Raw genomic sequence first — 13,249 nt, 5'->3', positions numbered from 1 at the left:
TCATGCGAACCGACACTCCTTGGAGCACCCTGCCGGCCCGGGAACATCTCCTGGCCGCAGCGGTCGGCGCTCCCGTACTCGACGTCGTGGTCCCCGTCCACAACGAGGAGAAGGACCTCGAAACGTGTGTACTGCGCCTGCACGACCACCTGGCGCGGACGTTTCCCTACGGCTTCCGGATCACCGTCGCGGACAACGCGAGCACCGACCGTACGCCGCGGGTGGCGGACCGGCTCGCGGCCCTGATCCCGGAGGTCAGGTCGTACCGGCTGGAGGAGAAGGGCCGGGGCCGGGCCCTGCGGACGGTGTGGTCCCACTCGGACGCCCCGGTCCTGGCCTACATGGACGTCGACCTCTCGACCGACCTCAACGCCCTCCTGCCGCTGGTCGCCCCGTTGATCTCGGGCCACTCCGACCTGGCCATCGGCTCGCGCCTCGCCCGTAGTTCCCGCGTCGTGCGGGGATCGAAACGGGAGTTCATCTCGCGGGCGTACAACCTCATCCTGCGCTCCTCGCTGTCCGCCAGGTTCAGCGACGCCCAGTGCGGCTTCAAGGCCATACGGCGCGAGGTCGCGCAGCGGCTGCTGCCGATGGTCGAGGACACCGGCTGGTTCTTCGACACCGAGATGCTGGTGCTCGCCGAGCGGGCCGGGCTGCGCATCCACGAGGTGCCGGTCGACTGGGTGGACGACCCGGACTCCACCGTGCACATCGTGCAGACCGCCACCGAGGACCTGAAGGGCGTCTGGCGGGTCGGCCGGGCCCTGGCCACCGGCGCGCTGCCGCTCGACCGGCTGGCAAGGCCCTTCGGGGACGACCCGCGCGACCGCGCCGTGCCGGGGGTGCCGCGCGGGCTCGCCCGGCAGCTGGTCGGGTTCTGCGTCGTGGGCGTGCTCTCCACTCTGGTCTACCTCGCCCTGTACTCCCTCTTCCGGCTGGGCCTCGGCGCGCAGTTCGCCAACGCCGGGGCGCTCCTGGTCTCCGCCGTCGCCAACACCGCGGCGAACCGGAGGCTCACCTTCGGCGTGCGCGGCCGGGGCGGTGCGGTGCGCCACCAGGCTCAGGGGCTCGTCGTCTTCGCGATCGGGCTCGCCCTCACCAGCGGCTCGCTCGCCGCACTGGGCACGGCGTCCGGAGCGGCGTCGCACGGCACCGAACTCGCCGTGCTGATCGCGGCCAACCTCGCGGCAACGGTGCTGCGGTTCCTGCTCTTCCGTGCCTGGGTCTTCCCCGACCGGCGCCATGCCCACCAGGACGCCCGCAAGGGCTCCGCACATGAACTGAGGGACGCCCGATGACCGCCGCTACGCACTCCGACCATGGGCAGGCCCCACCCGGGACTCTGCCGGGCACCCCGCCCGGCACCCCGGTTCCGCACGCTCACGCCGCGGGCCGCAGGGAGCCGCTGTCGCGGCGCGTGCGCCGGGGCAGGCCCGAGGACCCGCGGTGGGTGCGGCCCGCCTTCCTCGGCCTGCTGCTGGTCATCGCGCTCGCGTACCTGTGGAATCTGAGCGCCTCCGGTTACGCCAACTCCTTCTACTCCGCGGCCGTGCAGGCAGGCAGCCAGAGCTGGAAGGCCTTCTTCTTCGGCTCGCTGGACTCCGCGAACGCGATCACCGTCGACAAGCCCCCGGCGACGCTGTGGCCGATGGCCCTGTCGGTGCGGATCTTCGGCCTGAGCTCCTGGGCGATCCTCGCGCCCCAGGTGCTGATGGGCGTCGCCACGGCGGGTGTCCTGTACGCGGCCGTGCGGCGCCGCTTCAGCGCCGCGGCCGGGCTGATCACGATGGTGGTCTTCGCCTCGACCCCGGTCGCCGCGCTGATGTTCCGCTTCAACAACCCCGACGCACTGCTCGCGCTGCTGATGACCGTCACGGTCTACTGCGTGCTCCGCGCCATGGAGGGCGGCCGGACGAAGTGGCTGGTCTGGGCGGGTGTCGCGGTGGGCCTCGCCTTCCTCTCGAAGACCTTGCAGGCGTTCCTGATCCTGCCGCCGCTGGCCGTGCTGTACGCGGTGTTCGCTCCGGTCTCCGTACGGAAGAGGTTCGGGCAGATCGGCCTGGCCGCGCTGGCGATGATCGTCTCCGGCGGCTGGTGGGTGGCGATCGTCGAGCTGTGGCCCGCCTCCTCGCGCCCGTACATCGGCGGTTCGCAGAACAACTCCTTCCTGGAACTCACCTTCGGCTACAACGGACTCGGCCGGATCAACGGCGAGGAGACCGGCAGCGTCGGAGGCGGCGGTGGCGGCGGCCAGGGCGGCGGCTGGGGCGAGACCGGCATCGGCCGGATGTTCAACTCCGAGATCGGCGGCCAGATCTCGTGGCTGCTGCCCGCCGCACTGATCCTGCTGGTCGCGGGCGTCTGGCTGACCTGGCGGGCCGGGCGGACGGACACGGCCCGTGCGGCGTTCCTCGCCTGGGGCGGTTCGCTGCTGATGACGGCTCTCGTCTTCAGCTTCATGGCCGGCATCTTCCACCAGTACTACACGGTGGCGCTGGCGCCCTACGTCGCCGCACTGACCGGCATGGGCGCCACGGTCCTCTGGGAGGAACGCGGCAAGTGGTGGGCGGGAGCCGCGCTCGGCGTGACCGTCGCGGTGACGGCCGTGTGGTCGTACGTCCTGCTGGGGCGCACGCCTGACCACGTCCCCTGGCTGCGCTGGGCGGTCCTGGCCGGCGGTCTCGTGGCCGCCGTCGGGCTGCTGCTCGCGGCCAGGCTCGGCCGGGCACTCACGCTGGGCGTGGCAGGGCTCGGCCTCGCGGCCTCGCTGGCCGGGCCGACCGCGTACACCGTCAGCACGCTGAACACCGGGCACCAGGGCTCGATCGTCACGGCGGGCCCGTCGGGTTCGAGCACGGGCGGTCCCGGGGGCGGCCGGGGCGGCGCCCCCGGTGGTGGCGACGGCGGCGGTCCCGGCGGCGGCATGCAGCCTCCCGGCCAGGGCACACAGCAGGGCGGAGGCTTCCCCGGCGGCGGAACGCCTCCCGGCCAGGGCCGGCCGTCCCAGCAGTCCCAGGACCAGGCTCGCGGCGCGATGCCCGGTGGCGGTACGGGTGAAGGCGGTGCGGGTGGCGGCGGCATGGGCGGTCTGCTCAACGGTGCTTCCGTCGACTCCGAGGCCAAGACCCTGTTGCAGCAGAACGCCGACGCCTACACCTGGACGGCCGCAGCCATCGGCTCGCAGAACGCCGCGAGTTACCAGCTCGCCACCGGCGACCCGGTGATGGCGATCGGCGGCTTCAACGGCAGCGACCCGTCCCCGACGCTCACGCAGTTCAAGAAGTACGTGGAGGACGGCGAGATCCACTACTTCGTCTCGGGAGGCATGGGCGGCGGCGCGGGCGGCGAGGGGACCTCGTCCCGGATCTCGTCGTGGGTGGAGGAGAACTTCGAGGAGGTGACGGTGGGCAGCGCGACCTTCTACGACCTCACCCGGCCGGTCGGCGCCGAGTAGGACCGAAGCCGAGCGGAAGCGGCGAGAGGGCGGTGGCGCCGGGTGAACCCCGGGCCACCGCCCTCTCTCGCGCTTCGGGCACCTTGCCGCACAACTGGGTTGTACGGCGTACAGGACTGCCATACGGTGTATGGGTAATCGTCCCGTACACCGTACAAGCGCACCGGAACCAGGAGCCCGCATGACGGCGACCGCCGCCGAGCAGAACGACCTCGCACCCCGCAACGGCCACGCGCGGCGCTGGCTGATCCTGGGTGTCATCTGCCTCGCCCAGCTCACGGTGCTGCTCGACAACACCGTCCTGAACGTCGCGATCCCCTCACTCACCACCGAACTCGACGCCTCCACCGCCGACGTGCAGTGGATGATCAACGCCTACGCCCTCGTCCAGTCGGGTCTGCTGATCACCGCGGGCAGCGCCTCGGACCGCTACGGACGCAAGAAGCTCCTGGTAGCGGGGCTCGTCGTCTTCGGGGCCGGTTCGCTGGCGGCCGGACTCGCGCAGTCCTCCGGGCAGCTGATCGCCGCCCGCGCGGGGATGGGCGTCGGAGGCGCGCTGCTGATGACGACCACCCTCTCCGTCGTCGTCCAGATCTTCGACGACACCGAGCGCGTCAAGGCGATCGGTATCTGGTCGACCGTCAACTCCCTGGGCTTCGCGGCCGGTCCGCTGCTCGGCGGGGCGATGCTGGCCCACTTCTGGTGGGGCGCGATCTTCCTGATCAACATCCCGGTGGCGGTCATCGGCCTGATCGCCGTCGTGCGGCTCGTCCCGGAGTCCAAGAACCCCAGCGGCGACCGCCCCGACCTGTTCGGCGCCCTGCTCTCCACGGTCGGCATGACGGCGGTCGTGTACGCGATCATCTCCGGCCCGGAACACGGCTGGGGCTCCGGCGAGGTCCTGCTGACCGCCTTCGCCGGGGTCGCGGTGCTCACCGGGTTCGTCCTCTGGGAGCTCCACATCCCCCACCCCATGCTGGACATGCACTTCTTCCGCAACCAGCGGTTCACCGGCGCGGTAGCGGGAGCGATCCTCGTCGCCTTCGGGATGACCGGCTCGCTCTTCCTGCTCACCCAGCATCTGCAGTTCGTCCTCGGTTACGAGCCGCTGGAGGCGGGCCTGCGCACCGCGCCGCTCGCCCTCACCGTCGTCGCGCTCAACCTCACGGGGATCGGCGCCCGGGTCGTCATGCGGACGGGGACGCCCGTCACCATCGCCGTGGGGATGGGCCTGCTCTCCGTGGGGCTCGGGGCCATCGCGCTGCTGGGCGGTCATGGATACGGCGGTCTGCTGCTCGGCCTGGTCGTGATGGGGGCGGGCATCGCGCTCGCCATGCCCGCGATGGCCAACGCGATCATGAGTTCCATCCCGCCGGAGAAGGCGGGGGTGGGCGCCGGGGTGAACGGGACGCTCGCCGAATTCGGCAACGGGCTCGGGGTCGCGGTGCTCGGCGCCGTACTCAACTCGCGCTTCTCCGCGCTCGTCCCGGGCGCCGTCGGTGCGGCCTCGCTGCCCGCGGTGCTCTCCGTGGCGGACGGGCCCTCCGAGCGGGAGCGCATCACCGACGCGTTCGCCTCTGGTCTGGGGACCAGCCAGCTCGTCGGCGCGTTCGCGGTCCTGGCCGGGGGACTCCTGGCCGCGGCCCTGCTGCGGAGGGCTGAGCGCGCGGACACGGACCGGGAGCCCCGGGGGCGGGCATAGCATCGGACGGGGGTACCGGTACACAGGAGTGCCGCCGTACGACGAGGAGCGTGTGTCATGGGTTCCGCCGCAGACCGTGTGAAGAACCCTTCGCGGGTCAGTGTGTGGCTGGACCGGCGGACACCGTCGCGCACGCGCAGGACGGACCAGCCGGCCGGTCTCGACCGGGAGCGGATCACGGCGGCGAGCGTGCGGCTGCTGGACGCCGAGGGCCTGGCCGGGTTCTCGATGCGGCGCCTCGCCGCCGAGCTGGACGTCACGGCGATGTCCCTCTACTGGTACGTCGACACCAAGGACGACCTGCTGGAACTCGCCCTGGACACCGTCTTCGGCGAGCTTCCGGCCACGCCGGAGGACGCCGACTGGCGGGACCGGCTGCGTGAACTGGCCTCCCACTACCGCAAGCTGCTGGTCCGCCACCCCTGGGTGTCGGCGCTCATCGGCAGCTTCCTGAACATCGGCCCCCACTCGATGCTCTTCTCGTACGCCGTCCAGGACGTCATCCGGGCCACCGGACTGTCCCCGGCGGCACGGACGGGGGCGATGGCGGCCGTCTTCCAGTTCGTCTACGGATTCGGCTCCACCGAGGGGCACTTCGTGCAGCGCACGGTGGCGGCGGGGCTCAGCCAGGACGAGTACTACCAGCGGGCCATGGGCACCATCCGCGCGGATCCGGAGCTCAAGAAGGCCATGGAGCCCTCGGAGGACCTGATGGACGCCCGCGGCGGGAACACGGTGGAGGAGATGCGCGAGCGGGACTTCGAGGTCGCGCTGGACCTCATGATCGCCGGCATCGAGGCGATGTGCGGCCGCCCTGTGCGACCGGGCGGTGCGCCCGGCGCTCAGTAGCCGCGCCGTGTGTCCACCGCCAGTGCCGGGATGCGCCGGTCCTTGACCGCCGCCCAGCAGGATGCGAAGTCGGCCACGACGTCCTCGTCGGCCGTGATGCCCGCCGAGTGCGAGGTGATCACCGTGCGCGGCAGGCGCCACACGGGGTCCCCGGAGGCGGCGGGTTCGTCGGGCAGCACGTCCAGGACCGCCCCGCGCACCGTCCCGGCGTGGAGCGCGGTCTCCAGCGCGGCCATGTCGACGGTCGCGCCCCGGCCCACGTTGATGAACGTCGCTCCCTCCATCGCCGTGAACCGGCCGCTGCCGTAGAAGCGTTCCGTGGCCGCGGTCGAGGGGAGGGTGGACACCACCCACCGGGCCTCAGCCAGCGCCGCGGCCTCCTCGTCGGAACCGGCCGTCACCACCAGATCGAATCCGGGAGCCGTCCCGCGCGCCATGCGGCCGACGCCCACGGTGCGCAGGCCGCACGCGCGCAGCAGCCCGCCGACCGCGGAGCCGATGCGACCGGTGCCGTGGACGACGGCGGTGCGGCCCGCGGCGAGTTCGGACGGGAGGCGGCGCCACTCGGCCCGGGCGTGCTGGGCGGCGTGGAGCGGGACGGCCTGGCACTCGGCGAGCACCCAGCCCAGCACGTACTGGGCGATCCGCTCGCCCATCCGCCCCACCGTCCGTGTCAGCAGGGCCCCTTCGGGCCAGGCCCCGGCGGAGAGCAGCGCGTCCGTACCGGCGTTGACGCTGTGGAACCACAGCAGCGACGGCGTCCGGTGCGCCTCGGGCAGCGAGTCCCCGACGTACACGTAAGGCCCGTCGGGCACCGCCGCGTGCGCGGGCAGGGCGGGCCGGCCGGTGATCCGTTCCAGCTCACGGATCACGGTCGGGCTCACGGACGGAGAGGTCAGCAGCCGGGCCAGTGCGAGCGGACCCGGGTGGGGCGGTTCCATCTTTACGCTCAGCCGCCGTCCGCGAGGCGGGCCGGGAAACCGCCGGTGGCGACGGGGCCCCAGCGCTCCGGGGTGATCCGGATGATGGACTTCCCCTGCTTGACCATCGCCGCCCGGTACTCGTCCCAGTCCGGGTGTTCGCCGGAGATGTTGCGGAAGTACTCGACGAGGGGCTCGACCGACTCCGGCGAGTCGATCACCTCGGCCGAACCGTCGATCTGGACCCAGGGGCCGTTCCACTCGTCCGAGAGGACGATGACGCTCACCCGCTCGTCCCGCTTCGCGTTGCGGGTCTTGGCCCGTTCGGGGTAGGTCGACACGACGATCCGGCCGGCGTCGTCGACGCCGCAGGTGAGCGGCGACCCCTGGGGGCGGCCGTCGGACCGGGTGGTCAGCAGGATCGCCCTGTGCCTCGGCCGCACGAAGTCCAGCAGTTCTGCGAGCTCCACGGCGGTGTTGGTCGCGATGTCGGTTGCCATGCGTCCAACCCTAGGCCCTGGTCCCGGCCCTGGACCGTCTACCGGGCCTGGGCCGAGTCGCCCTGAACGGCCTGGATGTCGAGCTCCACGCGCAGGGTGGTGCCGATCGCGGAGATCCCCGCCTGCACGACCTGGTTGTAGTTCATGGCGAAGTCGTCGCGTCGCAGTTCGGCGCTGGCGTGGAAGGCGGCCCGCACCCCGCCCCACGGGTCGGGCCCGGTGCCCAGGTAGCTGAGATCCAGGTCCACGTCGCGGGCGACGCCGTGCATCGTGAGCACGCCGTGCACGGTCCACCGGTCGGGGCCGGCGGGGGTCAGCGCCCGCGAGCGGTAGGTGATCTCCGGGAACCTCTCCACGTCGAGGAAGTCCGCCGAGCGCAGGTGCTTGTCCCGCATGGCGTTGCCGGTGTCGATGCTGGTGGACGCGATGAAGGCGTCCACGCGGGAGCGCTGGACGTCCTCGGCGATCTCGATCCGGCCACCGAAGTCGGTGAACCTGCCGTGCACGCTGGAGATCCCCAGGTGCTGCGCGACCGCTGCCACGGACGAGTGCACCGGATCGAGCGACCAGGTGCCCGGAGGCGGCAGTTCCACACCGCCCTGTCGGGCCAGCACCACGGTGCCGGCCTCGACCCGGCCGCTTGCCGTGACGAGCGCGGTGGACGCGGCGGGGGCGTAACCGACCGCCGTGACGATCACCGTGTACGCGCCGGCCTGCAGGAGGTCGTCGGTGCGGACGGTCCCGTTCTCGTCGGCGGCGGCCCGGAGCACCTGGGTGCCCGTCATGTCGGTCACCGTCACGATCGCGTGCTGGACCGCCCAGCCGTCCCGCGTGCGTACCTGTGCGCGAAGTCCCATCCCGTGTTCTCTCCTTGCTCGATCACTCATGAAGCACGACTCGATGAGTCGGGCCCCGGGCGGGATCGGCAGGCCGTCCCCTGCCTGCCGATCCCGCCACGGGGCCCATTTCCGCCGGCGGCCACAGCCTCTCCGCTCGAAGCGCTGTTCCGCCAGTGGTCTTTGTGGATCTCTCCTACTCGCCCGGGTGGGCGAGCTCGATGTCGTGACCGTCGACTCCGCTGCCGGTCACGCTCAGGGCGGCGGCCACCGGCGGGTAGCCGGTCGCGATCACGGAGTACTCACCGGCGTCCAGGTCGGTGAAGGCGTACGCCCCGTCCTCCCCGGTCGTCGAGGTGGCCACCACGTTGCCGGCCGCGTCGATCAGCGTGACGCGGGCATCGTTCAGCGGCGCCCGGCCGGAACCGGCCCTGACGACACCCCGCACCAGCGCACCGGCCCGCAGGGCCACGTCGACCCGGGTGACACCCTGGCCGCCGACCTCCACCGGCAGGGCCAGCGGACGGTAACCCGCGGCTGTCACGGCGACGGTCACCGAGCCGGGGACGAGCTCACCGAAGGTGAACTCACCCGCGTCGCCCGAGACCCCGGTGGCCAGCACATCGCCGCGCACATCGGTCACGACGACCATCGCGCCGTCGACCGGAGCACCGCCCTCGGCGGACCGCACGGCTCCGGAGAGACCGCTCGTGCCGGCGAGCAGGATGTCGTAGGCCAGCGGCTCGTCGCCGACGACCACGGTCGACGCCTGCGGCTGGAAGCCGTCGGCCGACGCGATCAGGACGTAACTGCCGGCTCCCGGCGCGTCCAGTACGTATCCGCCCTCGGCCTGGGCGACGGAGCGCCCCAGCTGCCGGCCGCCCAGCGAGATCAGCGTGACGGCGGCCCGGGCGACGGGTGCGCCCTCGGCGCCGCGCACCACGCCGCGTACGGGGGTGCCCTGGACGGTGAGCTCGCTCGTGACCGCCGGCTCCTCGGTCGCCGTGACCGAGGTGATCCCGGACGCCGCCTCGGCGACCGGCGCGGTGCCGGTGGTGGCCTCGACGGACTCCGTGGCCGATGTGGCCGCAGTGGCGTCGGAGGGATCGGTGTCGTTGCCTGCCCTCGTCTTCAGGGCGACCTCCTTGATGAACAGCGTCAGGACGAACGCCACCAGCGCGGCGGGCGCGGCGTACAGGAAGACGTCGCCGACACCGTGGCCGTAGGCGACCTCCATGACCGTGCGGAAGGGAGCGGGGAGCGTGTCCAGGTCGGGGATGCCCCCGCCGCCCGTGCCGCCGTGGCCCAGCGCGGCGCCCTCGGGGCCGAGGTCGGCGAGGCCGTCCTTGACGTAGTGGGTGACGCGGTTGCCCAGGACGGCGCCCAGCGCGGAGACGCCGATCGCACCACCGAGGGAGCGGAAGAACGTCACGACGGAGCTGGCCGCGCCGAGGTCGGAGGGCGCCACCTGGTTCTGCGTGGCGAGCACCAGGTTCTGCATCATCATGCCGATGCCGAGGCCCATGACGAACATGAAGATCGCGATGTGCCAGTACTCGGTGTCGTACCTGATGGTGCCGAGCAGGCCGAGGCCCGCGGTGACCAGGAAGCCACCGGTGACCAGCCAGGCCTTCCAGCGGCCCGTCTTGGTGATGATCTGGCCCGAGATCGTCGACGACAGGAAGAGACCGGCGATCATCGGGATGGTCATGACGCCGGACATCGTCGGCGACTTGTCCCGCGCCAACTGGAAGTACTGGCTGAAGAAGACGGTGCCCGCGAACATCGCGATACCGACGAACAGCGAGGCAGCGGAGGCCAGCGTGATGGTGCGGTTGCGGAAGAGGCGCAGCGGGATGATCGGCTCGCTGGCCTTGGACTCGATCAGCAGGAACAGCGCGATGAGCACGACGGTTCCGCCGAGCATCGTCCAGGTCTGCCAGGAGATCCAGTCGTACTTGTCGCCGGCGAAGGTCACCCAGAGCAGCAGCAGGGAGACCGCGGCGCTGATGAAGAACGCGCCGGACCAGTCGACCTTGACGTCGCGCTTGACCACGGGAAGCTTCAGGGTCTTCTGGAGCACGATCAGGGCGATGACCGCGAACGGCACACCCACGTAGAAGCACCAGCGCCAGCCCATCCAGCTGGTGTCGGTGATGACGCCGCCGAGCAGCGGGCCGCCGACGGTGGCGACGGCGAAGACGGCGCCGAGGTAACCGCTGTAGCGCCCGCGCTCACGCGGGGAGATCATCGCGGCCATCACGATCTGGGCGAGTGCGGAGAGACCGCCGACGCCGATGCCCTGCACCACACGGCAGACGATGAGCATGCCGCTGCTGGTCGACAGGCCGGCGACTATCGAACCGCCGACGTAGATGACCAGGGAGATCTGCACCAGCAGCTTCTTGCTGAACAGGTCCGCGAGCTTGCCCCACAGCGGGGTGGTGGCGGTCATGGCCAGCAGCGAGGCCGTCACGACCCAGGTGTAGGCGCTCTGGCCGCCGCCGAGGTCGGAAATGATCTCCGGCAGGGCGTTGGAGACGACCGTCGACGACAGAATCGCGACGAACATGCCGAGCAGCAGCCCGGTCAGCGCTTCCATGATCTGCCGGTGTGTCATCGGCGCGCCTGCGGGGGCCTCTGCGGCCCCGTGCTTGGCGTGGCCGCCCCGCACACCGGGTGGTGTGGTCGTAGCCATGAAATTCCTTGTCTTTGCTTCTGTTACACGGGTGTACGGGTGTGCGAATGGTCGGAGAGCCCCGAGCGGCAGTCGCCGCTGTGCCTTCCGGGGGTGCACCCTCCGGTGCCACGACAGGAGAAGCTGTCGCGCAGCCGGGACAACAAAGTGTTGAGCTGACCGACTTCCTCGTCGGTCCAGTCGTTGAGGTTGTGCGCGAACATCTCGGTCGTCCGCAAGGTCAGCTCGTCGAGCAGCTCGTCACCGGCGGGGGTCAGCCGCAGGATGCGGGACCTCTTGTCCGCCGGGTCAGGAGACCGTTCGATCCAGCCGTTCTCCACGGCGTGAGCCACATGACGGCTGGTCACCGACATGTTCACGGCCAGGAGCTCGGCGAGCCTGGTGATCCGCATCTCCCCGTACTTGGCCAGCAGCGTCAGCACGGTGGCCGAGCCACCGGGACACTCGGCGGGCAGGATGCGGGCGAGCCCCCGTTTGACGGCTCCGACGGCACTGAGCTGCCGGGCCAGTTCTTCGTACTGGCTCCGTGCTGCCACCGGACCTCCAGCCATCTCACGGGGTCATCTTGTTGCTTAGGGCAACGATAGAAGCGGTTGGTTGCCGCAGGCAAACGAAACGGCGCTTGCAGAAGTAAAGGAACGCAAAAGCCTGCGTAGGCGGCGGGTCAAGCGTGCAGCGCACAGGGGGTGGGCCGCTCCGGATGTGTTCCTCGCCACAGGCGCGGTGGCGGGGAGAAGGCCCGTGGAGGCGGTGCGGAGCACTCCGGCGGACGGTGAAGAGGGCGTGTACGGGCAGCAGGGGCATCGCCCCTCGTGGGCCCGGGGGTTGGGCGGGAGGCCAGCGTTCGCTAGGGTCCTGGACCATGGCACACAACCCCCACGCCCCGCAGCCGGGCCCCGAGGGCACTCACGACCCGGCGGGCAGCACGCAGATGTTCCGCGCGTTTGTCGACGAGGGCGAGCCGCAGCGCGGGCCGCGGCCCGCCGCGACGTCGTCCGGTTCGAAGACCGGCGTGATCGTCGCCGTCGTCGCGGTGATCGTCGTCCTCGGCGCGGTCGCCTGGCTCGCGCTCGGCTGACCGTCCGCCCTCATCCGTCTCGGCCGGCCCCGCCCCTCCTCGGGGCGCGCGGACCGGCGGGCGTCCGCGCACGCGCGTGGCGCCGTCCTCGCGGCCGCTCCCGCACCGACTCGTCGGTGCGGGAGCGGCCGCGTTCTCGTTCCGGTCCGTCTGCTCCCCCCGGGACGCTGCCCGCGGTCCGGACGGTGGTCCGGACGCGGGGAGGCCGCCGGGGCAGCGGTCAGGATGCCCCGGCGGCCGGGTCTCGGTGCACCGGGCAGGTCAGTCGGCGATGAGCCCTTCCCTGAGCTGGGTCAGGGTCCGGGTCAGCAGCCGGGAGACGTGCATCTGGGAGATGCCGACCTCCTCGCCGATCTGCGACTGCGTCATGTTGGCGAAGAAGCGCAGCATGATGATCTGCCGCTCGCGCGGTGCGAGCTTGGCCAGCAGCGGCTTCAGGGACTCGCGGTACTCGACGCCTTCCAGCGCCGCGTCCTCGTACCCCAGGCGGTCCGCCAGTGAGCCCTCGCCGCCGTCGTCCTCGGGGGACGGCGAGTCCAGCGAGGAGGCCGTGTAGGCGTTGCCCACGGCCAGGCCGTCGACCACGTCCTCCTCGGAGACCCCCAGCGCCTTGGCCAGCTCAGGCACCGTCGGCGAACGGTCGAGCTTCTGGGCGAGCTCGTCGCTGGTCTTGGTCAGGGCGAGCCGCAGCTCCTGGAGGCGGCGCGGCACCCGCACCGACCACGAGGTGTCGCGGAAGAAGCGCTTGATCTCTCCCACGACGGTCGGCATCGCGAACGTCGGGAACTCCACGCCCCGTTCGCAGTCGAAGCGGTCGATCGCCTTGATCAGGCCGATCGTGCCGACCTGGACGATGTCCTCCATCGGTTCGTTACGGCTCCGGAACCGCGCCGCCGCGTACCGCACGAGCGGGAGGTTGAGCTCGATGAGTGTGTCCCGCACATAGGCCCGCTCAGGGCTGTCCGTTCCGTCGGGGCCCGGAGCGGGACCCAGCGCGGCGAGCCGCAGGAACAGGGAGCGGGACAGGGTGCGGGTGTCGATGGCTTCCGGCGAGCTGGTGAGCACGGCAGGTGCCGGCACGCTCTTCGTGAGCGTGAGCACCTTCGAGCTGCCCTGTTCTGCGGACATGCCACCCCCTTGAGGTCGCGGACGGTCGCGGTGGCCACGACCATCGGAGGAACGCAGCCTCCACCTGAATACCGGCGGTGGGGC

Annotated in this window: 11 protein-coding genes; 5 read left to right on the top strand and 6 right to left on the bottom strand. The window is 71.4% G+C overall.

Annotated features, from left to right (window positions below):
- Positions 1-2 precede the first annotated feature (2 nt).
- From ABZY45_RS20580 to ABZY45_RS20565, 4 genes are all read left to right on the top strand, one after another.
- Positions 3-1,298 carry a bifunctional glycosyltransferase family 2/GtrA family protein gene (locus ABZY45_RS20580; protein WP_356741797.1) on the top strand — a complete coding sequence of 432 codons (1,296 nt, stop codon included), beginning with the start codon at positions 3-5 and terminating at the stop codon, positions 1,296-1,298.
- Positions 1,295-3,454 (top strand): glycosyltransferase family 39 protein, encoded by a 2,160-nt coding sequence (locus tag ABZY45_RS20575; RefSeq protein ID WP_356741795.1) that lies wholly within the window; start codon positions 1,295-1,297, stop codon positions 3,452-3,454. The genes ABZY45_RS20580 and ABZY45_RS20575 overlap by 4 nt, the downstream gene beginning before the upstream one ends.
- 181 nt (positions 3,455-3,635) lie before the next feature.
- The gene (locus ABZY45_RS20570; RefSeq protein ID WP_356741793.1) at positions 3,636-5,156 is read left to right on the top strand and encodes an MFS transporter; all 1,521 of its coding nucleotides are present in this window, start codon (positions 3,636-3,638) and stop codon (positions 5,154-5,156) included.
- A gap of 57 nt (positions 5,157-5,213) precedes the next feature.
- On the top strand, positions 5,214-6,005 hold the full coding sequence (locus ABZY45_RS20565) for a TetR/AcrR family transcriptional regulator C-terminal domain-containing protein (protein WP_356741791.1): 792 nt from the start codon (positions 5,214-5,216) through the stop codon (positions 6,003-6,005).
- Here ABZY45_RS20565 and ABZY45_RS20560 read toward each other — a convergent pair.
- The 5 genes from ABZY45_RS20560 to ABZY45_RS20540 form a co-directional block, all read right to left on the bottom strand.
- The gene (locus ABZY45_RS20560) at positions 5,999-6,946 is read right to left on the bottom strand and encodes an NAD(P)-dependent oxidoreductase (protein ID WP_356741789.1); all 948 of its coding nucleotides are present in this window, start codon (positions 6,944-6,946) and stop codon (positions 5,999-6,001) included. The genes ABZY45_RS20565 and ABZY45_RS20560 overlap by 7 nt on opposite strands.
- 8 nt (positions 6,947-6,954) lie before the next feature.
- The gene (locus tag ABZY45_RS20555) at positions 6,955-7,425 is read right to left on the bottom strand and encodes a PPOX class F420-dependent oxidoreductase (RefSeq protein WP_356741788.1); all 471 of its coding nucleotides are present in this window, start codon (positions 7,423-7,425) and stop codon (positions 6,955-6,957) included.
- Positions 7,426-7,463: 38 nt separating this feature from the next.
- A complete protein-coding gene (locus ABZY45_RS20550; RefSeq protein ID WP_356741786.1) occupies positions 7,464-8,282 on the bottom strand; it encodes a YceI family protein in 819 nt (272 codons plus the stop codon).
- A gap of 175 nt (positions 8,283-8,457) precedes the next feature.
- Positions 8,458-10,959, bottom strand: coding sequence for an MFS transporter (locus ABZY45_RS20545; RefSeq protein ID WP_356741784.1), 2,502 nt, complete (start codon positions 10,957-10,959; stop codon positions 8,458-8,460).
- Positions 10,960-10,982: 23 nt separating this feature from the next.
- Positions 10,983-11,495, bottom strand: coding sequence for a MarR family winged helix-turn-helix transcriptional regulator (locus ABZY45_RS20540; protein ID WP_356741783.1), 513 nt, complete (start codon positions 11,493-11,495; stop codon positions 10,983-10,985).
- 326 nt (positions 11,496-11,821) lie between these two features.
- Here ABZY45_RS20540 and ABZY45_RS20535 point away from each other — a divergent pair, with 326 nt between their 5' ends.
- Positions 11,822-12,037, top strand: a complete 216-nt coding sequence (locus tag ABZY45_RS20535) for a hypothetical protein (RefSeq protein ID WP_356741782.1) — start codon at positions 11,822-11,824, stop codon at positions 12,035-12,037.
- A 261-nt stretch (positions 12,038-12,298) separates the two neighbouring features.
- On the opposite strand, the gene ABZY45_RS20530 is transcribed toward ABZY45_RS20535, so the two are convergent.
- Positions 12,299-13,165, bottom strand: a complete 867-nt coding sequence (locus tag ABZY45_RS20530; RefSeq protein WP_104787558.1) for an RNA polymerase sigma factor SigF — start codon at positions 13,163-13,165, stop codon at positions 12,299-12,301.
- Between the last annotated feature and the right edge of the window lie 84 nt (positions 13,166-13,249).

Source organism: Streptomyces sp. NPDC006516, assembly GCF_040611875.1.
In the GTDB taxonomy this organism is placed as follows: Bacteria; Actinomycetota; Actinomycetes; order Streptomycetales; family Streptomycetaceae; genus Streptomyces.
Note: the sequence above shows the minus strand (reverse complement) of the source record. Positions and strands in the feature narration are given on the sequence as shown.

Bases quoted from the DNA above. Each gene is read 5' to 3' on its own strand.
- ABZY45_RS20565 (WP_356741791.1), top strand. From the start codon at position 5,214: ATGGGTTCCGCCGCAGACCGTGTGAAGAACCCTTCGCGGGTCAGTGTG.
- ABZY45_RS20560 (WP_356741789.1), bottom strand. From the start codon at position 6,946: ATGGAACCGCCCCACCCGGGTCCGCTCGCACTGGCCCGGCTGCTGACC.
- ABZY45_RS20530 (WP_104787558.1), bottom strand. From the start codon at position 13,165: ATGTCCGCAGAACAGGGCAGCTCGAAGGTGCTCACGCTCACGAAGAGC.
- ABZY45_RS20535 (WP_356741782.1), top strand. From the start codon at position 11,822: ATGGCACACAACCCCCACGCCCCGCAGCCGGGCCCCGAGGGCACTCAC.
- ABZY45_RS20580 (WP_356741797.1), top strand. From the start codon at position 3: ATGCGAACCGACACTCCTTGGAGCACCCTGCCGGCCCGGGAACATCTC.
- ABZY45_RS20570 (WP_356741793.1), top strand. From the start codon at position 3,636: ATGACGGCGACCGCCGCCGAGCAGAACGACCTCGCACCCCGCAACGGC.
- ABZY45_RS20575 (WP_356741795.1), top strand. From the start codon at position 1,295: ATGACCGCCGCTACGCACTCCGACCATGGGCAGGCCCCACCCGGGACT.
- ABZY45_RS20555 (WP_356741788.1), bottom strand. From the start codon at position 7,425: ATGGCAACCGACATCGCGACCAACACCGCCGTGGAGCTCGCAGAACTG.
- ABZY45_RS20550 (WP_356741786.1), bottom strand. From the start codon at position 8,282: ATGGGACTTCGCGCACAGGTACGCACGCGGGACGGCTGGGCGGTCCAG.
- ABZY45_RS20545 (WP_356741784.1), bottom strand. From the start codon at position 10,959: ATGGCTACGACCACACCACCCGGTGTGCGGGGCGGCCACGCCAAGCAC.